This window comes from Candidatus Tisiphia endosymbiont of Parasteatoda lunata (assembly GCF_964030955.1).
Classification (GTDB): Bacteria; Pseudomonadota; Alphaproteobacteria; order Rickettsiales; family Rickettsiaceae; genus Tisiphia.
The window spans coordinates 1,990,365-2,009,757 of sequence record NZ_OZ035003.1 but is presented as its reverse complement, the minus strand read 5'-3'; the positions used below and the strand labels follow the sequence as shown (position 1 = coordinate 2,009,757).

At 31.8% G+C, this 19,393-nt stretch carries 24 protein-coding genes and 2 pseudogenes; 11 read left to right on the top strand and 15 right to left on the bottom strand.

Annotation, left to right across the window (positions count from 1 at the left end):
* Positions 1-28: 28 nt before the first annotated feature.
* Together mfd and AAHN00_RS12505 are read right to left on the bottom strand one after the other, a co-directional pair.
* Positions 29-3,409 (bottom strand): transcription-repair coupling factor, encoded by a 3,381-nt coding sequence (gene mfd / locus AAHN00_RS12510; RefSeq protein ID WP_342271454.1) that lies wholly within the window; start codon positions 3,407-3,409, stop codon positions 29-31.
* A 12-nt stretch (positions 3,410-3,421) separates the two neighbouring features.
* Positions 3,422-3,691: a succinate dehydrogenase assembly factor 2 gene (locus AAHN00_RS12505; RefSeq protein WP_342259491.1), complete on the bottom strand. Its 270-nt coding sequence runs from the start codon at positions 3,689-3,691 to the stop codon at positions 3,422-3,424.
* 147 nt (positions 3,692-3,838) lie between these two features.
* Here AAHN00_RS12505 and AAHN00_RS12500 point away from each other — a divergent pair, with 147 nt between their 5' ends.
* Both AAHN00_RS12500 and dnaA read left to right on the top strand, forming a co-directional pair.
* Complete coding sequence (locus AAHN00_RS12500; protein ID WP_342271453.1) at positions 3,839-4,234, top strand: rhodanese-like domain-containing protein; 396 nt, start codon at positions 3,839-3,841, stop codon at positions 4,232-4,234.
* Positions 4,219-5,628, top strand: coding sequence for a chromosomal replication initiator protein DnaA (gene dnaA / locus AAHN00_RS12495; protein ID WP_410521392.1), 1,410 nt, complete (start codon positions 4,219-4,221; stop codon positions 5,626-5,628). Before AAHN00_RS12500 ends, dnaA begins: the two co-directional genes overlap by 16 nt.
* A 131-nt stretch (positions 5,629-5,759) precedes the next feature.
* Here the strand turns inward: dnaA and AAHN00_RS12490 are convergent, their stop codons facing one another.
* A complete protein-coding gene (locus AAHN00_RS12490) occupies positions 5,760-6,077 on the bottom strand; it encodes a transposase (protein WP_342271452.1) in 318 nt (105 codons plus the stop codon).
* Between the two features lie 292 nt (positions 6,078-6,369).
* Here AAHN00_RS12490 and miaA point away from each other — a divergent pair, with 292 nt between their 5' ends.
* From miaA to AAHN00_RS12475, 3 genes are all read left to right on the top strand, one after another.
* Entirely contained in the window at positions 6,370-7,284 is a 915-nt protein-coding gene (gene miaA, locus AAHN00_RS12485) for a tRNA (adenosine(37)-N6)-dimethylallyltransferase MiaA (RefSeq protein WP_342271451.1), read from the top strand.
* Positions 7,285-7,603: 319 nt separating this feature from the next.
* Complete coding sequence (locus AAHN00_RS12480; protein ID WP_342271450.1) at positions 7,604-7,990, top strand: hypothetical protein; 387 nt, start codon at positions 7,604-7,606, stop codon at positions 7,988-7,990.
* Positions 7,991-8,017: 27 nt separating this feature from the next.
* Entirely contained in the window at positions 8,018-8,413 is a 396-nt protein-coding gene (locus tag AAHN00_RS12475; RefSeq protein ID WP_342271449.1) for a hypothetical protein, read from the top strand.
* A 65-nt stretch (positions 8,414-8,478) separates the two neighbouring features.
* On the opposite strand, the gene AAHN00_RS12470 is transcribed toward AAHN00_RS12475, so the two are convergent.
* A complete protein-coding gene (locus tag AAHN00_RS12470) occupies positions 8,479-8,613 on the bottom strand; it encodes a hypothetical protein (RefSeq protein WP_342271448.1) in 135 nt (44 codons plus the stop codon).
* 106 nt (positions 8,614-8,719) lie between these two features.
* Between AAHN00_RS12470 and AAHN00_RS12465 the strand changes: the two genes are divergently transcribed.
* Positions 8,720-10,042 (top strand): IS5 family transposase, encoded by a 1,323-nt coding sequence (locus tag AAHN00_RS12465; protein ID WP_342271447.1) that lies wholly within the window; start codon positions 8,720-8,722, stop codon positions 10,040-10,042.
* A 178-nt stretch (positions 10,043-10,220) separates the two neighbouring features.
* On the opposite strand, the gene AAHN00_RS12460 is transcribed toward AAHN00_RS12465, so the two are convergent.
* Positions 10,221-11,045 carry an IS982 family transposase gene (locus tag AAHN00_RS12460; protein WP_342271446.1) on the bottom strand — a complete coding sequence of 275 codons (825 nt, stop codon included), beginning with the start codon at positions 11,043-11,045 and terminating at the stop codon, positions 10,221-10,223.
* A gap of 464 nt (positions 11,046-11,509) precedes the next feature.
* Between AAHN00_RS12460 and AAHN00_RS12455 the strand changes: the two genes are divergently transcribed.
* The gene (locus tag AAHN00_RS12455) at positions 11,510-12,139 is read left to right on the top strand and encodes a class I SAM-dependent DNA methyltransferase (protein ID WP_342272676.1); all 630 of its coding nucleotides are present in this window, start codon (positions 11,510-11,512) and stop codon (positions 12,137-12,139) included.
* Positions 12,140-12,173: 34 nt separating this feature from the next.
* A complete protein-coding gene (gene tnpA / locus AAHN00_RS12450) occupies positions 12,174-12,614 on the top strand; it encodes an IS200/IS605 family transposase (RefSeq protein ID WP_342271445.1) in 441 nt (146 codons plus the stop codon).
* A gap of 4 nt (positions 12,615-12,618) precedes the next feature.
* Here the strand turns inward: tnpA and AAHN00_RS12445 are convergent, their stop codons facing one another.
* From AAHN00_RS12445 to AAHN00_RS12435, 3 genes are all read right to left on the bottom strand, one after another.
* Positions 12,619-12,828 (bottom strand): hypothetical protein, encoded by a 210-nt coding sequence (locus tag AAHN00_RS12445; protein WP_342271444.1) that lies wholly within the window; start codon positions 12,826-12,828, stop codon positions 12,619-12,621.
* A gap of 138 nt (positions 12,829-12,966) precedes the next feature.
* Complete coding sequence (locus tag AAHN00_RS12440) at positions 12,967-13,194, bottom strand: hypothetical protein (RefSeq protein ID WP_342271443.1); 228 nt, start codon at positions 13,192-13,194, stop codon at positions 12,967-12,969.
* 36 nt (positions 13,195-13,230) lie between these two features.
* On the bottom strand, positions 13,231-13,638 hold the full coding sequence (locus tag AAHN00_RS12435; protein WP_342271442.1) for a hypothetical protein: 408 nt from the start codon (positions 13,636-13,638) through the stop codon (positions 13,231-13,233).
* Between the two features lie 149 nt (positions 13,639-13,787).
* Between AAHN00_RS12435 and AAHN00_RS12430 the strand changes: the two genes are divergently transcribed.
* Positions 13,788-14,972, top strand: a complete 1,185-nt coding sequence (locus AAHN00_RS12430) for an IS3 family transposase (protein WP_342270912.1) — start codon at positions 13,788-13,790, stop codon at positions 14,970-14,972.
* Between the two features lie 3 nt (positions 14,973-14,975).
* On the opposite strand, the gene AAHN00_RS12425 is transcribed toward AAHN00_RS12430, so the two are convergent.
* From AAHN00_RS12425 to AAHN00_RS12405, 5 genes and pseudogenes are all read right to left on the bottom strand, one after another.
* Positions 14,976-15,224, bottom strand: a complete 249-nt coding sequence (locus tag AAHN00_RS12425) for a hypothetical protein (protein WP_342271441.1) — start codon at positions 15,222-15,224, stop codon at positions 14,976-14,978.
* Positions 15,191-15,628: a transposase gene (locus AAHN00_RS12420; RefSeq protein ID WP_342271440.1), complete on the bottom strand. Its 438-nt coding sequence runs from the start codon at positions 15,626-15,628 to the stop codon at positions 15,191-15,193. The genes AAHN00_RS12425 and AAHN00_RS12420 overlap by 34 nt, the downstream gene beginning before the upstream one ends.
* Positions 15,629-15,745: 117 nt before the next feature.
* Complete coding sequence (locus tag AAHN00_RS12415; RefSeq protein WP_342272675.1) at positions 15,746-16,135, bottom strand: DUF2608 domain-containing protein; 390 nt, start codon at positions 16,133-16,135, stop codon at positions 15,746-15,748.
* A gap of 9 nt (positions 16,136-16,144) precedes the next feature.
* The gene (locus AAHN00_RS12410; RefSeq protein ID WP_342271439.1) at positions 16,145-16,429 is read right to left on the bottom strand and encodes a hypothetical protein; all 285 of its coding nucleotides are present in this window, start codon (positions 16,427-16,429) and stop codon (positions 16,145-16,147) included.
* A pseudogene (locus AAHN00_RS12405) lies at positions 16,426-16,710 on the bottom strand (class II aldolase/adducin family protein); the annotation flags it as partial. The gene AAHN00_RS12410 and the pseudogene AAHN00_RS12405, both read right to left, overlap by 4 nt.
* Before the next feature lie 81 nt (positions 16,711-16,791).
* On the opposite strand from AAHN00_RS12405, the gene AAHN00_RS12400 reads away from it, so the two are divergent.
* The gene (locus AAHN00_RS12400; RefSeq protein ID WP_342271025.1) at positions 16,792-17,772 is read left to right on the top strand and encodes a transposase; all 981 of its coding nucleotides are present in this window, start codon (positions 16,792-16,794) and stop codon (positions 17,770-17,772) included.
* On the opposite strand, the pseudogene AAHN00_RS12395 reads toward AAHN00_RS12400, so the two are convergent.
* Together AAHN00_RS12395 and AAHN00_RS12390 are read right to left on the bottom strand one after the other, a co-directional pair.
* A pseudogene (locus tag AAHN00_RS12395) lies at positions 17,747-18,196 on the bottom strand (class II aldolase/adducin family protein); the annotation flags it as partial. The gene AAHN00_RS12400 and the pseudogene AAHN00_RS12395 sit on opposite strands and share 26 nt — an antisense overlap.
* Positions 18,197-18,212: 16 nt before the next feature.
* A complete protein-coding gene (locus AAHN00_RS12390; RefSeq protein ID WP_342271438.1) occupies positions 18,213-18,827 on the bottom strand; it encodes a mechanosensitive ion channel family protein in 615 nt (204 codons plus the stop codon).
* 148 nt (positions 18,828-18,975) lie between these two features.
* Between AAHN00_RS12390 and AAHN00_RS12385 the strand changes: the two genes are divergently transcribed.
* On the top strand, positions 18,976-19,389 hold the full coding sequence (locus tag AAHN00_RS12385; protein WP_342271437.1) for a hypothetical protein: 414 nt from the start codon (positions 18,976-18,978) through the stop codon (positions 19,387-19,389).
* The last annotated feature ends 4 nt before the right edge of the window (positions 19,390-19,393 follow it).

Sequence of the window (19,393 nt, the reverse complement as noted above, 5' to 3'; positions counted from 1 at the left end):
TTTTAATTCCTTTTCGCCCTATATGATATTATGCAACCAATAATTGCTCCAATAGACTATTCGCTTCCTCTATAATATCTTTTCCTACCAATGTTTTGGTAAATACTAACTTAGTATCCGGTTTTATTTTGGTTTGCTGAGGATACTTTATAACAAAATTTCTAATCTTATCAGCTATATCTGATTCTTTATAAAATTTCAAAACAAATCCTCGATCACTAGAGTCTAAATTTTCAATATTAAGCTTACTGCATTTATGCTTTATTTTTACTATATTAAGTAGATTATTAAATTCTGATGGGATAGGACCGAAACGATCAACCATTTCGTCCTTAAAATTTTCAATATCTACATCATCAATTAAATTTCCAACTCTCCTGTACAAACTTAGTTTAAGAGCAGAATCTGCAATATAATTGTCAGAAATGAAAACAGGTAATCCCAAATTAATTATTGGCACAAAAGCTTTTGGCTGCTCAATAACTTCATCCTTAAGAATTGCTATTTGTTCATCTAACATCTCCTGATAAAGCTCCACTCCTACTTCTTTAATCTGCCCAGACTGCTCTTCTCCTACTAAATTGCCAAAACCACGTAAATCCATATCATGGCTGGCAATGGTAAAACCAGAACCAAGAGTACAGCTACTCTGCATTATTTCTAGACGTTTTATTGAATGTGCGGTCATTTTTTTATAATTAGCTAAGGTTAAATAGGCATAACCTCTGACTTTACTTCGTCCTATCCTACCTCTGAGCTGATATAACTGACTCAAACCAAGCATATCAGATTTATGAATAATCATTGTATTAGCTTCGGCAATATCTATACCTGACTCAATTATTGTGGTAGAAACGAGTATGTCAAACTTACCATCACAAAATTCACTCATAATCTCATCTACTTTGGCAGCTGGCATTTGACCATGAGCAACTTTGTACTTTAGTTCAGGTACAACCTCCTGTAAGTATTTCTCTATATCCGGGATGTCCTTAATTCTAGGCACTACATAGAAACTTCTACCACCACGGAAACGTTCTCTAAGTAAAGCATCTCTAATAATCACCGGATCAAACGGCATAACTGTTGTCCGAACTTCTAGCCTATCAATCGGTGGTGTGGCAATGATACTAAGCTCTTTCAGCCCTACCATAGACATCTGCATTGTACGAGGAATTGGTGTTGCCGAAAGAGATAGAACATGCATTGTAGTTCTTAGTTTCTTTAAATGTTCCTTTTGAGCAACACCAAAATGTTGTTCTTCATCAATTATTAATAATCTGAGGTTACTAAATTCTATATTCTTACTCAGCAAGGCATGTGTACCAATTATTATATTAGCTGTACCCTCTTTGATTTGTTCTTTAACAATTTTAGCCTCACTATTGGTAACTAGGCTAGATAATTGTACTATATTCAGCCCTAAATCCTTAAATCTTTTACGAAATCTTAAATAATGCTGCTTACCTAGAATAGTAGTTGGTACGACAATGGCTACTTGAGGGGAGACGTCACAGTTTGATTTAGCTACCATAAAAGTTGCCCTTATTGCCACTTCAGTTTTTCCAAAACCAACATCACCACAAATTAATCTATCCATTAAAATACCTGAGTCAAAATCTTTTCTAATATCATTTATGGCATTTAATTGATCTTCAGTTTCGGTATATTTAAATCTCTGACAGAATTTATCATATTCTTCATGATCAAACTCTATTGGATTAGTTATAGTTAATTTCCTATTAGCTGCTATTGCTAATAATTGCTCGGCAATTTCTGTAATACGATTCTTGAGCTTAGCCTTACTTCTTTGCCAGCTACTGCTACCTAACTTGGCTAGCTGTGCTTCACTGCTACCATATTTCTTAATTAGCTCTATATTCTCAACAGGAATATATAATTTATCATTATTTTCATATAAAATTTTTAGGAAATCATGAGCCTTGCCTTTAACATCTAGTGTTTCAACATTAAGAAATTGACCAATACCATGATCCTTATGAACAACTAACTCCCCTTCGCCTAAATTATCTAATTCCATTAGAATGTTTTTAAGCTTACGTTTAGCACCTTGCTGGCGAACGTTTACCGCACTTTTTCCTAAAATATCGTGAGCTGCAATAAACAAATATTTATCACTATAAAATCCTTGACTAAGTTGGACATATGCAAGATTTATCACACCAATTTTTGCCTGTTGTAGATTGTCTATCTCTATATATTCTCGTGAGTAGCTATTTATCAAGCTCTTCAGTCTCTCCAAATTACTTTTAGACTGACAAAAAATAATTGGTATTTTAGTATTATTGTTCTCTATAATCTCAAATAGCTTATCAAAAACTGTCTTATCCTCAATAAAACTAGTTGCAATAATTTTTTCTAATGAATATGCATAAGATGAATCTTCAGGACTAATTAAAATATTCTTATCCTGTTCTAGTAAAGTTTGTATTTCTTGACTGGTAAAGTAAATCTGCTCAGGAGGCAATGCAGGATAGAATGTGTTTAATTTTATTTTGTTAGACTCAATCCGCGACCTGTAAAGATCTGTATAATTATTCTCCTGTTCAATAATTGATTGTAACGACAAATTATCATAAATAATAATAGGGTCATCTAAATAATTAATTAAGCTACTGAAAGAATTATAGAATAAAGGAGATAAATGTTCATATCCTTGAAATTTTTTTCCTTCAATTACTGATTCATATAAAGGGCTATTCACGTAATTAACACCAAAAGCTTTTAGGTAATTATCTCTAAAATTCTTTATGGTTTCCGGGTTTAATATTACCTCACTGGCAGAATTAATTATTAACTCCATACAGCTATTAGTAGAAATTTGACTATCAATATCAAATTCTCTTATTGACTCTATGTGATCCCAACTAAAATTAATACGATAGCCCTTATACCCTGGCAAAATTATATCTACTATCTCTCCTCTTACTGAAAATTCACCACTATCAATGCTACTACTACTCCTAGTAAAACCATTATGTACTAGGAATTCCGCTAGCTTATTTGCTGAGAACTTCATTTTATTATGTAATTTCAGAAAAGACTTAACTAGGAATTCTGAAGGCGGTAATTTGCTCAGTAAATTCACAGCATTAGTAACTAGCAATTTTTTTTCATTATTAGTTGCTAAATAACTTAGTGCATTAGCTCTTTCTGCTAAAATGTTAGACTGCGGTGAAATGCGATCATATGGTATAGTATCAAAACTAGGAAAATATAATATATTGCTAGCCTTAATATTTTGTGCCATAAATAATAATTGTTTATGGCTATTGATTGCATCATCTTCACTGGCAAAAATAAGTAAAATATTCTTAGTTGGTTTATTTGAGAAATACTCATTAGCAAAAAAACTTTTTGCACTGAGTGGTAGAGGTTGTTGTATCATTGTTTATTAAGCTTATAGGCGGTTAATATCAAAATTAAGTATTTGTAACATCACTTTTGAATTTAAGTGAACAGGAGGAGTTGTTTTATTGGTAATCCAATCATAAATATCTATATCATTTTGATTAAGTATTAAAGCAAAATCTGTTAAACTATCTATATCCATATTAGCAAGAAATTGTTCAGCAAATTTACCTAATATTAACCCGGTTTCTTTGCAACCCCGATTTTTGCTTTGGTATAGTAATTTTTTAGCTAGGAATGCTTTTTTTAAATAGTCCATATTGATAATCTTATAAAAAAATATCATAATATGATTCAGATAGTTTGACAATTACCAAATATAAAATGTAAACTGTATATTAAGTAGTATATACTCAATTAGTCTAAATCTTGTTCTTATTCAATAAATTTTAATATATTCAAAAAAATGCAGATGCCTATAAGTATCAAAAATATATCTTCCTTAGAAGCTTATAAGTTGCTAGAAATGGATGAGTGTACCATTGTTGTTGATATTAGAACTACTGAAGAATGGCAGAAAATAGGTATTCCAAAGCTTGATAAAGATCAAGTACTGTTTCTGAGCTGGCGTTTATTACCTGATATGTCATTAAATTGTGAATTTAACAATCAGTTCATGTCGAAAGTCAGTAATAAAAATAATGTATTATTCCTTTGTCGTTCAGGTGCTCGATCTCATGAAGCGGCCTTGTGTGCTGGTGGTTTAGGTTATACAAAATGCTACAACATCGTTGATGGTTTTGAAGGAGGAGGTAATGGAGCTGGTTGGAAACAAAATAATTTACCATGGCAAGTTCTGTGAATACTAACCAAAATCAATTGACTGTAGAAAAGGAAGTAGCTCATTATAGAGATATTTGGCAGCATGTGTGTTCTGATCTTAATAAATATTACGGTGAGTCTTTGTATAAAAGTTGGTTCAGTAAGATTAACTTTCTAGAAGCTTCTACTACTACTGTTATACTTTCTACACCAACAAATTTTATCCGAGATTGGATAAAATCAAAATATGCACGTGATATATTGCAATCTTGGCAGTCTTATGACAAAGATATTAAATCAATTGAGATAGTTACTAAAGAATTACTAGAACAAAATCCAAATATACCTGAATATTTAGCAAAAATTCCATCAATAAAAGAAGGAATGGATCTCAATTCCGAAGGCATTTTTTCAGCATTAGACTTACGATTTACTTTTGAAAATTTTGTAGTTGGTGGACCAAATGAGTTAGCATATGCAGCCTCTAGAGCAGTTGCTGAATCAGAAAGTGCCGTAGCTGAATCTAACCCCTTATTTTTGTATGGGGGTGTTGGTCTTGGTAAGACACACTTAATGCATGCTATTGCTTGGTATATAAGACATAATAACCCGACTCGCAAAGTAATTTACATGTCGGCAGAAAAGTTTATGTATCAATTCATCAAAGCACTTCGTAATAAAGATGTTATGTCATTTAAAGAAGAATTTCGTTCAGTTGACGTGCTAATGATCGATGATATTCAATTTATATCTGGTAAAGATAGTACTCAAGAAGAGTTTTTTCATACTTTCAATGCTTTGATTGATAATAATCGTCAAATGGTTATATCATGTGACCGTTCACCGTCAGATTTAGATAATATTGAAGAGCGGATTAAGTCTAGGCTTGGTTGGGGCTTGGTTGCAGATGTTCACAGCACTACTTATGAACTAAGATTGGGGATATTAGAATCTAAGCTTGAACAGATGAATATTCACATACCTAAAAATGTTGTAGAATTCTTAGCATCAAAAATAACGTCAAATGTCAGAGAATTAGAGGGGGCTCTTAATAAAGTTATTGCTCATTCAACTTTAGTTGGTAGGGAGATAACTTTAGAAAATACCCAAAATATTTTACGTGACTTACTACGTTCCAATGAAAGAATTATAACGATTGAAGATATTCAAAAAAAAGTAGCTGATCGTTATAATATTAAATTTTCTGATATGTCTTCTCCTAGACGTATTCGCTCAATAGCTAGACCAAGGCAAGTAGCTATGTATTTAAGTAAAACATTAACCCCAAAAAGCCTTACTGATATCGGCAAGAAATTTGGTAAGAAAGATCATACTACAATAATGCATGCTATCAAAAAAGTAGAAGAATTATGTGAAATTGATACAGAATTTCGTGAGGAACTCAATCTGTTAATGAAAATACTGCAAAACTAGATTACTATGAACTTAAAGAAAAGCACGTTTCCCATAATAGAAGTATTATCCCGAATTGGCTTTAATATTTCGAGGTATTATGCTATTATAACCTCAGCATCCGTAATGGAAGTCAATAAGAAAATAATAACTTACCATAAATTTTCATTGCAAGAAGAATTATTTTTGACAATAGAGTGCATAAAAGCTAGTAATTTACGCATAACAGCAACAAGAGCAACTTTTGCTGGTTTATGTTTAGCAATTAAGTGGTCATAAAAATTACGTAAACGCTTATTACATCGTAAGGCAGCTACTGCAGCCATATAAAGAACTCTTCGAAGATTACCTCTACCTGCAAAAATACTTCTTCTACCTTTATAACTACCGCTTTCTCTAGCAAAAGGAGCAAAACCTACTAAAGATGTTAACTGCCTAAAAGTAATATTGCCAAGCTCTTCGTTTACCAACTCTTCATTTACAAGCAGTATATATAACATGTGTTTATCAGACATCTGAGTTAGAGAACAAAAAATATACAAAAAGGGCAAAAAAACTATACGGCAAACTTTGCTGTTTTGGTATAATGTATGAATAAAAAATATTATGTTTTACGAATATTGGTCGAATATGTAAGAGTTTCGTCTGAAAATGAAAGATAGAATACAGATTTGCAATATAATGCTTTGATAAAAGCTTGAGTTGATCAACGTAATATATATATAGATCAAGCTAACTTACACAAAAGAAATTATTTACTCGATGTTAGTTATATGTGGACCTACTGCTAGTGGCAAGTCTTATTTGGCACATTATTTAGCTAAAATATATAAAGCTGAGATAGTTAACTGTGATTCTATGCAGATATATAGGCAGATTCCCATTATTACTGCCTCGCCATCACAAATATACCGTAATGAGATTCCTTATCATCTTTATAATTTTTTATCTATAGAACAAGAATTTTCAGTAATACAATATGTAAATCATGCTCTTGAGAAAATTACAGACATTCGTAGTAGAGGCAAGTTACCAATAATTGTTGGTGGTACTGGGTTATATATTAATTCATTACTTTTTGGTTATAATGAAATACCAACAATATCTCCTGAAATTAGACAATATGTTAGAGAGCTACACTCTAAGATTGGTTCGACTCGGTTTTTTTATAAACTAAAAGAGCTAGATAACTTGGCTGTTCAGAAGTTAAATGAACACGACACTCAAAGGGTTATAAGAGCCTATGAAGTATTTATGGAAACCGGGCAATCTATATTTGCTTTCCAAAGCTTACAAAATAAATCTATTCTTCCAGCATTTGATTTTAAGGTAATTTTTCTACATCCAAAGAGGGAATTTCTTTATCAAACATGTAATACTAGGTTAGAAAAATTATTTAATGAAGGAGCAATTGAAGAAGTAGCTCAAATTAAAAAAGATTTTCCTGATATATATTCTTCTGCAATAAAAACCATTGGTCTACGGGAAATATTATGCTATTTAAATAATGAAATTACTTTGCAAAATGCCATAAATCTAGCACAAATTAAGACTAGGCAATACGCAAAAAGGCAAATTACTTGGTTCAAAAACCAAATAAAGGACAAGGTAACTCTAGAATATTCTAATAATCAGCAATTTGAAGAGTTGATTATTGATTTGTCGATGATTTTATAAAAAATTTTTCAAATAATTTGCATATATCTATTAGTGTAGTTGATTTTTGTGATATATTGTCATGCGGGAAGGATGAGTTTTATAGTTAATCCATTATATGTTCTAGAACAGGAATCTATTCGAGTTAGCTATAACGAATCTATAGGGTGTTGTGGTTCAATAACTTTTTTCGAAACTCTATTTCTGTTGGTGATTTGTACATGATACCGACACTCTACTCCTCAGGTACATTCAAGTACGCTACGGTTCAAGGTGAAGTGTCTCCTTCAAACCCTTGCACATAAGTGAGTTTCGAAAGAAGTCTAATTTATTGGCTTTTATGTTAAATGAACGTATAACTGAAAATATTGTTAGGAATCTATTACGAGAGAAAGGTTATTATAATGATGATAACCTTATAATAGAAGAGCAATCATCAATAAATCCCAAAATAGATAAATTACTAAAAAATTCTTCAAAAAGTGGTAATGGTGTAGGACGTCCTGAATTTATTATATCTTTTAAAAATAATCCGGATAATTTAATTGTCATAGAATGCAAGGCAAGCATATCACAACATGAAAGTAAAAATAGAAACTTATATAAAGATTATGCTGTAGATGGTGTTTTATTATATGCTTCTTATTTAAAAGATGCTTTTAATATAATTGCTATTGCAGTTAGTGGACAAAATGAAATAGAGAAAAAAATCTCAACTTTTTTGTAGCTAAAACAACATTATACCTATAAAGGTATGCCCGACAAGATTCTTCTAAAATCCATAGAAATTGGAAATATTATCAAACAGCAATCTAAGCCATTTGCGGAAGAAGAACTTATTAAAAAAGCAATAGAATATAATTCATTCTTGCATAATTATTCTATACCAGAAGTCGAAAGATGTACGTTAATAAGTGCAATTTTAATTGCATTGCAACATGCTCCCTTTTTGAATAGCTACAAATATTACACATCCAACAAAGAGCTAACTGCAGCCCTATTATCTGCTTGTGAAAGTGTTTTAAAGCAAAATGATTTAGATTCTGAGAAAAGACAAATTATAATTTTAGAATACTCAAAATTTAGAAACAATAATGATTTTAGTTCTGATATAATTTACAATAAAAAGACAAGAAAAACACTCTTTTGAGGGATTTTATTTTATCTATCAATCAAGATATTTTACCCCATATTGATGAAAGTCAATTTGATATTTTAGGAAAATTTTATACCCAATTTACGTGAATTCGGGATAAGGATATTGTGAACATGTAGATTAAAATCAAATTTTGTTGAAGGTTTATTTTTCTTTAATGAGTAAGCAACAAGAGTAGATAGTCTGTCCGGCAAAACTCTATAAGTCTTATAGATAATAGGGTTTAATGGCAGAAAATAATAAAGAAATCCATAAGAAAATGTTAAAATATGCTAATAAACCTTATGGATTTCAGTCAATATGCCAATAGAAAATATTATCAAATCACAAAAACAAGGAAAACTTTTTGGTTATAAATTAAAAGAAGAATTAAACTCAAATAATAAGCTATATAAATTAAGAGAATTAATAAATTGGTCTGGTCTAGAAGAATGGTTATCAAAAAATGTTTCTATTAAGAGATTTGGTAGAAATAGAAAATGTCATAGAGTGATGCTTGGTGTAACGATGCTACAAGCAATGTATAATTTTTCAGATTCATTAGCAGAGGAAGAACTAAAAGAAAACATGTATTGGCAATATTTCTGTGGGTGGGAATATATAGAAACAGATATAGCGATGTCGGAAACTAGCATAAGAAGATTTCGTAATTTATTAGGTGAATCTGGATATAACGAGATATTAGCAGAGTTGATAAGAGTTGGAATAAGAACTAACACAATTAAAAAAAAAGATTTGGAATTGATAATTGCTGATACAACGGTACAAATTAAGAATATCAAGCACCCACATGATGTTTATTTAATGGATAAAGCTAGGCTTAGTATTGTGAAGCTTTGCCAAAGTTTGGGTATAAGTTTAAACGAAACCTACGCTAGAACCTATAAGCGAGATATAATAAAGCTCTGGAAGTATAAAGAGCATAGCAAAGCCAAGAAGCGTTGGAAAATAATGAAGCATTTAAAAACGTTACTTGGTCGTTTGGTTAGAATATGTGAGCGTGAGATAAAAAATCAGAAATTAAACTTATCTATCAGAGATCAAGAAGTATTGAAAAAAGTAAAACAAATACATAGCCAATCTGTTTTAAAAAGAGAAGAGAAAAAGCAATACAAAGAACAGAATAAAATATTGTATAGTTTTCATGCCCCTGAGGTAGAGTGTATAGGGAAGGGAAAACGAAACAAGCCATATGAGTTTGGCAATAAAGTTGCGGTAGTAGTCAGTGGTCGTAGAAATTTTGTACTGTCAGCAAAATCGTTTCATAATAATCCTTATGATGGTCATACATTGCAGCAGAGTTTTGAAGCGGTAGAAAATGTAACTGGAATAAAGATAAAAAAATCGTTTGTTGATCTTGGTTATACTGGCAGCAATGTTAAAGAGAAGAGTAAGGTATATACCCCAACAACTCGGAAAAAGTTATTGAAAGAAGACAAGTGTATGATCAGGAGACGCAGTGCTATAGAACCAATAATAGGGCATTTGAAACAATATGGCAGGATGGGCAGAAACTTCTTGAAGGGTGTGATAGGAGATGTGATCAATCCAATAATCTCTGCTATAGGTTTGAATTTACGATGTATTGCCAATCATTTACACATCATGCCTAACTCTACATAAAAAAATTATCATTAAAAAACTTGCTAAACGATTAAAAAAAATCGTTAACAATAAGCTCATGTAAAAATTTTACTAAAACAGAAATTTTTCAATAAAATTGAAAACAATTTTTAATTTTAGTGCAAATATTAGAATTTTTTTTGTAAAAATTTTATTCAATCATAGATTATGGGGGGCTTTAAATATTTTTGGCGGACGGACTAGATAATATATGGACAAAGGCATTTATTGGTGATCTATGTCTAGTATGTTCAAGGTTCATTTTATTTTTTAGATAATCAAAAACTGTTTCAATTAAGTTACGCTTTCGAAGTAAGATTTTTTCTTTCAAATCCATTAATTTATTTTCCATATTCTTCTTAATTCCATGAATCATTTTTAAGCCTCTTTCATATAAATTTAAGAACAAATTTTGCTTAATATAACCTTTATCAGCTGCTATAATTCCAGTTAATCTTTTTGTTAACTCCGGTACTGGAACCCTATCATCTACATTGCCTTTGGTCACTTTTAATGCCATAAACTCCCCTTTATTATTGATTATTACATGTAATTTAAAACCATAAAAATACCCCATAGAGGATTTACTATGTTTGGCTAATCCTTTAAAAACTTTATTGCTATAACGCCTTTTATTGTGACAAGCTTTAATCGTTGTAGAGTCAATAAAATAAATACCTGTTTCCTCACCAAACAACAAATGAATCAACATATTTAGCGGTATGAATAATCGTGCCATTAATTCAACAAATCTATTATAACTCAAGGCTTTGGGAAAATCATCCTTATGCATGCACTCTATATAACTTTTATAGAAAAATTTAAAATTCTTAGCATAGGATGTATGAAACATAATTATTATTGTTAACATTTCACTTAGACTCATGCTACAACAGCGATTTCTTTGCTTATTTGATGGTAATAACTTTCTCTGTTCATACTCCAAATAAATTTTACAAAAATCATCTATAAAACTATATAATTCTGTGATATCTTTTTTCATGCCTGTAGTTTGTTTTTTTGTTTAAAAATCTCAATAACAACCAGCTGAAGCTGGTAGGTTGATATCTAGACTGGAAGTCGCTATTACTCTAAAGAGATATTACTAATGCCTGTGCTATCTCTCTGATCCTAATTCTTATAAGTTACCCTGCAATACTTTTGTAGCGATATTTAGTGATCCAAACAACATGAAAGCGATGGTAAAATACAGTGTGGCTAGTCTTGTTATAATCTGTCATATATGATATTTTAATATACATAAGAGCAAGCTCTTCATGTATATTAAAATATCATATATTCAAGTTATAGTGAATTGAAATATTAGAACAAGGACTGAAGTCTTTCCCAGCTGAAGCTGGGGGTTTTAACCAAAAAGGTGACTATAAATACTGCAGGCACTCCTTTTTGACAATCCTTTTATCTATTACTATTTCATCTATATCTTATCCCGAACTGACGTAATTTATAAGATATGCTGGAAGTGACAAAAAAACTGGTCTTGTATTAACCCCCTGCCATATTACAGATTTCTTTTGTGATATCGCAGAATTAAGCACTGATGATATTGTTTTTGATCCTTGTTGTGGAACAGCTGGTTTTTTAGTAGCTGCAATGAATTACATGCTTAAAAAAGCAGGAAATAATACAGATAAACATAAAAAGATAAAATCAAGCCAATTAATTGGCATCGAGAAAAGAGCTGATATGTTTTCTCATGCTTGCTCTAACATGATGATGAGAGGAGATGGTAAAAGTCATATTTTATATGGCAGTTGTTTTGATGAGAAGAACAAAGAAATAATAAAAGAGCAAAAGCCAACAAAGGGCTTTTTAAATCCACCTTACCAAGATGGAAACGCTGATGAACAATTAGAGTTCATAGAGAATACTTTAGAATGTTTGACTAAAGGTGGCATTTGTATTGCTATTTGTCAAATGTCCACGGTTGTTTCTGACGCTAGTAAAGTAATTGAAGTTAAAAAAAGATTGCTAGAGAAGCATAGCTTAGAGGCAGTTTTTTCTATGCCAAACGATTTATTGTCCCCCAACGGGGATTATAAAAAACCCTCGCCTTTAGGCGAAGGGAAGATATAATGAAGTCGTATTAACGACGAATTAGTGAAATAAGATGAGGAGTTATAGGACTAATAGCCATAGTAAACACGATTTAAAAGTGCATTTAGTGTGGATACCAAAATATCGTAAAAGAATATTAACTGGCAAAGTAGCTGAGAGAGTAAGGGATGTGTTAAGGCAAATATTGATGGATCATGAGGTTTACCTAATATCAGGAAAAGTGCTAGCAGATCATATTCATATGTTTGTATCCTATAAACCGCAAATAGCGTTAAGTAAGTTGGTACAGTATTTAAAAGGTGGTAGTGCAAGAATCATGTTTGAAGAATTTCCCCATTTAAAAAAGCAGTTTTGGGGACGTCACTTATGGGCTAGAGGATATATGGCAGTTAGTTCAGGTAACATAACAGATGAAATAATTCAGAAATATATAGAAGAACAAGAAGGAGAACCAATTGAAGTAGGTCAATTTCAAATTGACTCTACTTTATAACCCCTCAGCTTAGAGCTGAGGGTTGTTCAGTTATTATTTGTAACAAAACAGAGGCTTGTTTATCGCTTAACCAAATAGATTGAGTTTTAACCAAATCTTGCTGCAAAGCGGAGAGAGCTTTTATAGATTTTTGCTCTTCTAACTTATCGTAGCTAGTCTCCCCGTCAAAAGTGCTAAAAATTAAGAAAAATTCAAAATTTAATACCTTAGCCAAAAATTCTTGTATAAAATTTGAGAGTTTAATTTTTTTGATTTAAATTTTTGGTACAAAAAGATGATTTTTAGAGAATTTTTGCATGATGATTTATTAACGATTTTGTAATTATTTGATTATTTTTTTACTGACTAATTTCTATGTAGAAAAATTTGTTTTGAGTAAATGATTCGCAATACACCGTAAGTTCAATCCTACAGCGGAAATTAACGGATTAATGACATCTCCTATTACCCCTTTCAGGTAGTTTCTGCCAACTCTACCATAACTGTTAAGATGCCCTATTATCGGTTCTATGGCACTCCGTCTCTTGAGCATTGCCTTATCATCTGACGATAGTTTCTTCTTGCAATATGGGCTATACACTTTGCCCTTCTCCTTAAAATTATTCCCCTTGTAACCTCAGTCAACAAAGGTTCTTGCTACTTCAACTCCTGTTAATTCTTTTACAATCTCTACAGTCTCCGATAATGTATGCCCATCATATGGATTGCCATGAAAAGATTTTGTCCCTAATACAAAGTTACCCCGACCACTTACTGCTATCGAAACCTTATTACCAAACTCGTATGGCTTGTTTAATTTCCCTTTACCAATGCACTCTACCTCCGGTGCATGAAAACTATATAATATTTTATTCTCTTCTTTATATTGTTCTTTTTCTGCTTTACTCAATATAGATTGTACTTGTATCTTTTTTATCTTATTCAGTATTTCTTGTTGTCTTGCCGATAAACTTAACTTTGCTTTAGCTATTTCTCGCTGACATATCCTAACTAAACGACCCAGTAATACTTTTAAATGCCTCATTATTTTCTTACGCTTCTTGGCTTTACTATTATCCTTATATTTCCATAATTTTAATATATCTTATAATGGACTGAAAAAATTAGACAAAGAAGCAGGTATTTTTGTTTCTCAATAAGTATAGAATAATAAATAAAATTAAAGAGAAACAAATGGGTAAAAAACAAATTAAAAATTTTAGTGCAGAAGCAAAAACTAAAATAGTATTAGAGATGTTAAAAGAAGAATCAACAATAGGTCAGTTATCGGTCAAATATGAAGTAACGGCTAAAACTATGCAAAACTGGAAACGACAATTTTTAGATAATGCGTCATTGGCATTTGAGCCAGCAAAAGCTGTTAGTGAGTACAAAGGGCAGATTAGTGAACTTAAGAATCAAAACGATGAACTTGCAAAAGCATTAGGTAAGGCTACAGTCGAGAGGGACTGGGCGGTGGGAAAGCTAAACAGCTTGGACTTATCAAATAAGAAAAGTCTTGTCGACCCCAAGCTGAGTACGTTAGCAAAGACAAGGCAATGTGAACTATTAAAGATAAGCAGATCTGGAGTATATTATAAAGCTAAAGTAATGAGCTTATATAATCTTGATATTTTAAATAGAATAGATGAAATATATACGGATAACCCTGAGTATGGTTATCGTTATATATACAAACAATTATTGGAAGACGGCTTTAATGTGGGCAGAGATAGGGTGCTTAAATATATGGGAATAATGGGTATAGAAGCTATTCATCCTCATAAAAAGCAATCTACTTCTGTGAAGGATGGTCAACATAAAATTTATAGCTATTTGCTTGAGCCGTACTGGCACAAATCAGGAACGAATAGAACTATTCATGTACCTTATGTTAATCAAGTGTGGAGTGGTGACATTACTTATATTAGAACTAACGGAGGATTTATGTATCTTGTGGCGATTATAGATTGGCATAGTAAGGCAATACTAAGTTATAAAGTATCTAATTCTATGGATGCATCACTTGTAACCGATGTATTAAAAGATGCACTGAATAAATACCCTGCACCACAAATATTCAATAGTGATCAGGGTAGTCAATATACTGGACATGAGCATACGGGAATTCTAAAAGAGAATAATATACAAATCTCAATGAACGGTAAGGGTAGAAGCATTGATAATATTGTGATTGAAAGATTTTTTAGAACTTTAAAATATAATTGTATATTTATAAATGATTTTAAAAATATCGCAGAACTTAAAGATGGTATTGATAAATACATGGATAAATATAACAATCAAAGATTCCATTCAAGTATTGGTTATAAAAAACCGATGAACGTGTATCTTGATTACTTACAAAATGCAGCTTAAAAATTATGTAAAATGGGAAACAAAATTAGTGAAAAATTTGTCTTGAAAAATCAGTCCAGTTTCATCTCTTTTATATTGCTTGGCATATGTTTCATTTAACTTGATGCCTAAGGCATGACATAGCTTTACTAGCTCTATTCTTGCCTTATCCATCAAGTACACATCATGGGGATACTTAATATTCTTAATTTGTACAGTAGTATCAACTATTATCGATGCTAAGTCTTTTTTTTTACTACACCTGCTTTGCATCCGATTCTTATCAGCTCCTTTAATATCTCATTGTAGCCATCTTCTCCTAATATAGTACGAAACCGACGGATACTAGCTTCTGATATTTCAGCATCTTTCTGCAAATATTCCCAACCACAAAAATACTGCCAATATACGTTCTCTCTTAACTCTTCCTCAGTCGCTGCATCTGACAGGTTATACATCGCTTGCAGCATAGTCACCCCAAGTAACAGGCGGTGACATCTGCGATTCCTACCAAATTTCTTAATATCAACATTTGCTGACAACCATTCCTCTAAACTAGACCAATTTATTAATGATCTTAATTTATATAATTTATTATTGTGGTTTAATTCTTCGATCAGTTTGTAACCAAAAAGTTGTCCTTGTCTTTGCAACTTTGTTATATTTTCTATCGGCATTAATCAGATAATCCTTAAGTTTTTTGCCAATATTATAGCTTTTTCTTATGGATTCTCTATATATTTTTATCTGCTAAGCATATTATATATTATCCTTCTAGACTTTTGACGGGGAGACTAGCTATATTCTATTAGAACTATACTATCAACCTGATTTTTAAGATATCTTTCAACAGAATCCAAATTTTGAGACATATCGTCTATCATCACTATCTTGCTATAATTAGCTCGTTGTTGATCGAGATATGCTTTAAGCACTAATCCTTTTTCATAACCTCTAGCAAAAATAACTCCTTCAATGACTTTTGGTTGAGGTCGGTTTTGTTCATCAATTTTTATTAAACCTTGATACCTTCCATCAAAGATTAATCCTTTATCTTTCAACACATCAACACGATCTTGCTCCTGATCGAAATATGGATTATTTGGTCCCATTGATGTTAAAGCAATAATATCAGCACCATTAAATTTTAAAAACCAAAAATGCTTTACTAATACTGGTTCAATTAACTTATACTACATCTGAGCAATAATGAGTCCATATATATTCTTTTTCTGAACTAAACCATGTGATTTTTCAATGTCATCAAGAAATTTATGACGCATTTCCCGATTATCATGGCTTAAATAAGAGTCTCTAGCGGCAAGAATAACCCCATCAATATCAAATACAACTAGTGTATCTTTACCTCTAATTTTCTTAGTTAAGTCATCGAAAGAGTGCAACTTTATTCTCTCAATGCTTGATAGTGCTTCCATTGCTATACACTGCAAAATTACTATTACTAAAAATTTCTTCATTGCTCACCATAAACCGTCTTGAGTAAGTTAAGCCAAGCTATCCAGTCACGTTGACCTAAATCTTCTTCAAATGATAATAAATCTTGCACCGATTTTCTACAAGTTTCTTGAGATGGTATGATTAACTCTTGATTTGTGGAACATGCTAAACATTGGGTTTTACATGCTTGCTCTAAATGATAAGTATAAAACATAGCTTCATGTATTGTCCTACCACATAGTAATATTCCGTGATTACGTAGAAACATAACATAATTTTGCCCGAGATCATCAAGCATTTTATTACTGTGATTAGACGTAAGCAGGAGTTTCGCACTTAGCAAAAAATATGTTAATCTAGCAAGAAAGAGTTTTAGTTAAGCATGGCAAGATCAAAATGTAGCAAAGACTTATATAAATCATTTTTACAAGCAAGTAGCGTAAGATATAGTGGTAAAGCATTATCTGAAGTAAGTCCAATAAACCTATCTCATGATAGTGCAAGTCGATGGTTAAATAGTAAGGATTTCCGCCCTAGCGGGATCTACAGAGAAGTGTCAAAATATATTGATAGGGAAGCTTCTTGTTTATTAGTGGGAGATGACACGTTATTGTCAAAGCAATACAGTAAGAAAATTGAGCTTGTACATTATCAATATTCTGGAGCTGTACATGATGTTATACCTGGTATAGGGATGGTCAACTTACTGCATTACAATGCTAAAACTGATCAATCTACCCCTGTAGATTATAGAATATATGATAAAGAAACTGATGGAAAAACAAAGAATGAGCATTTTTGTGATATGCTTACTTTAGCTAAGGAAAGAGGGATCAATCCTGATGCAGTAGTAATGGATGCGTGGTATAGCGGTTTGGAGAATTTGAAACATATACGTAATTTAGGTTGGACATGGGTTAGTAACCTAAGAAAAAATAGAAAAGTTAATCATAATGTTAGCTTAGAAAGTTTAGAGATTCCTGATGAGGGACTAAAAATTCACCTACGTGGATACGGTTGGGTTACGGTATTTAAGTTTGTGGCAAAAAATGGTCGCATTGATTACATAACAACTAACTTAGAAAATCCAACACGTGAACAAATAGAGAAAATTGTTAAGGCACGGTGGTCTATAGAAGTTTATCATCGAGAATTAAAACAAACTTGTGGTATTGAACGCTGTCAGGCACGCACGGGTCGAGCTCAGAGAAATCATATTTGCCTTGCTGTATTTGCTTGGCTCGATATGAACAAAAGGAGGATAAATGAAAAAATTACTTTATATCAACAAACTTGGGAAGTTATAAAAACATCAATTCAGAACAACATTAGATGCCTTTTAGCTGATTCGCAATTTTGCTAACTGCGAAACTCCTGGTAAGTATAAGAGAGTTATATTCATGATAAGATAGTCTTTCATAAAAATGCAGTGCCCACTGACTTATTGGCATTAATCCTACTCGCATAGATGATACAGCAACAGTTGCAGGAGTATGCAAATGAAAGATAGATGAAATATCCTCTCTTGCTTTATAGATATTACCGTGAGTGACGTAACCGGTTTCATTGTAACTATATTCGCTACCCTCTAAAACTGTTCCATCCAAATTAACTTGCAGTAAATTATCGCTAGTTACTTCCTCAAACCTTAAGCCAAAAGGATAAATATAGTAAAAATCAGCTCCTTTAGGCCTTGCCGATAGATGAGTATATGTATGATCGTCTAAGCCCAAAATTGCAAGAATTTGGTAGGCAGAAACTAAATTAGATTTGATTTCTGAAGTCATTATTATATCATTTTAGTTAATTACTATTTTGAAATATTTTTAATTTGAATTCAGGTAGCACTGCAAACAAATGATCAAAAATATCTGATTGAATATCTTCATATATACCCTTCCTTATTTCATGAGTAAAGACATATAACTCTATTGGTAAACCATTAGGAGTTGCAGGCAGCTGACGTACTAGAAATGTAAAATCTTGTTGACATATCATCGGATGATTTCTCAAATATTCTTTTACATACAGTCTAAATATTTTGATATTTGTTACATAGTCACCTAGCTGTTCCAAACTCACTTTATCCATTGCTTCTTTTGTTAAATATGGTGATTTTTTTAATTCTTGTATAAAAGATACAGTTGAGACCAATGCAATAGTATTTATGTCAATACAGATTGGTCCCTGAATTTTTTTTGCCATTGAGTCAGTTATACCACGTGAGTTCACTACATTAGTTGTTAAAAGACTAGAAGTGGGTATTGTCGAAATAGTTTGATCACTATTCCTAATTTTAACGGATGTAATAGTAATTTTCTCTACAGTACCTTCAACATTATACTGGCTAATACTAACAAAATCGCCAATTCGTATTATATCCTGCGAAATTAGCTGTAAGCTTGATATCAAAGCCACAACAGTATCCTTAAACAGAAAGGTTAACAACGCTGCTGCTGCTCCTAAGCTAGTAAAAAATGCACTAAGGGAAACGTTTAGAATACTGCAGGAGTTTCGCACTTAGCAAAAAATATGTTAATCTAGCAAGAAAGAGTTTTAGTTAAGCATGGCAAGATCAAAATGTAGCAAAGACTTATATAAATCATTTTTACAAGCAAGTAGCGTAAGATATAGTGGTAAAGCATTATCTGAAGTAAGTCCAATAAACCTATCTCATGATAGTGCAAGTCGATGGTTAAATAGTAAGGATTTCCGCCCTAGCGGGATCTACAGAGAAGTGTCAAAATATATTGATAGGGAAGCTTCTTGTTTATTAGTGGGAGATGACACGTTATTGTCAAAGCAATACAGTAAGAAAATTGAGCTTGTACATTATCAATATTCTGGAGCTGTACATGATGTTATACCTGGTATAGGGATGGTCAACTTACTGCATTACAATGCTAAAACTGATCAATCTACCCCTGTAGATTATAGAATATATGATAAAGAAACTGATGGAAAAGAGTCTGTCCTATAGTTTG

Coding starts and splice junctions, on each gene's coding strand:
- mfd (WP_342271454.1), bottom strand. CDS start 3,409: ATGATACAACAACCTCTACCACTCAGTGCAAAAAGTTTTTTTGCTAAT.
- AAHN00_RS12505 (WP_342259491.1), bottom strand. CDS start 3,691: ATGGACTATTTAAAAAAAGCATTCCTAGCTAAAAAATTACTATACCAA.
- AAHN00_RS12500 (WP_342271453.1), top strand. CDS start 3,839: ATGCAGATGCCTATAAGTATCAAAAATATATCTTCCTTAGAAGCTTAT.
- dnaA (WP_410521392.1), top strand. CDS start 4,219: ATGGCAAGTTCTGTGAATACTAACCAAAATCAATTGACTGTAGAAAAG.
- miaA (WP_342271451.1), top strand. CDS start 6,370: ATGTTAGTTATATGTGGACCTACTGCTAGTGGCAAGTCTTATTTGGCA.
- AAHN00_RS12480 (WP_342271450.1), top strand. CDS start 7,604: ATGTTAAATGAACGTATAACTGAAAATATTGTTAGGAATCTATTACGA.
- AAHN00_RS12475 (WP_342271449.1), top strand. CDS start 8,018: ATGCCCGACAAGATTCTTCTAAAATCCATAGAAATTGGAAATATTATC.
- AAHN00_RS12465 (WP_342271447.1), top strand. CDS start 8,720: ATGCCAATAGAAAATATTATCAAATCACAAAAACAAGGAAAACTTTTT.
- AAHN00_RS12460 (WP_342271446.1), bottom strand. CDS start 11,045: ATGAAAAAAGATATCACAGAATTATATAGTTTTATAGATGATTTTTGT.
- tnpA (WP_342271445.1), top strand. CDS start 12,174: ATGAGGAGTTATAGGACTAATAGCCATAGTAAACACGATTTAAAAGTG.
- AAHN00_RS12435 (WP_342271442.1), bottom strand. CDS start 13,638: ATGAGGCATTTAAAAGTATTACTGGGTCGTTTAGTTAGGATATGTCAG.
- AAHN00_RS12430 (WP_342270912.1), top strand. CDS start 13,788: ATGGGTAAAAAACAAATTAAAAATTTTAGTGCAGAAGCAAAAACTAAA.
- AAHN00_RS12425 (WP_342271441.1), bottom strand. CDS start 15,224: ATGCAAAGCAGGTGTAGTAAAAAAAAAGACTTAGCATCGATAATAGTT.
- AAHN00_RS12420 (WP_342271440.1), bottom strand. CDS start 15,628: ATGCCGATAGAAAATATAACAAAGTTGCAAAGACAAGGACAACTTTTT.
- AAHN00_RS12410 (WP_342271439.1), bottom strand. CDS start 16,429: ATGAAGAAATTTTTAGTAATAGTAATTTTGCAGTGTATAGCAATGGAA.
- AAHN00_RS12400 (WP_342271025.1), top strand. CDS start 16,792: ATGGCAAGATCAAAATGTAGCAAAGACTTATATAAATCATTTTTACAA.
- AAHN00_RS12385 (WP_342271437.1), top strand. CDS start 18,976: ATGGCAAGATCAAAATGTAGCAAAGACTTATATAAATCATTTTTACAA.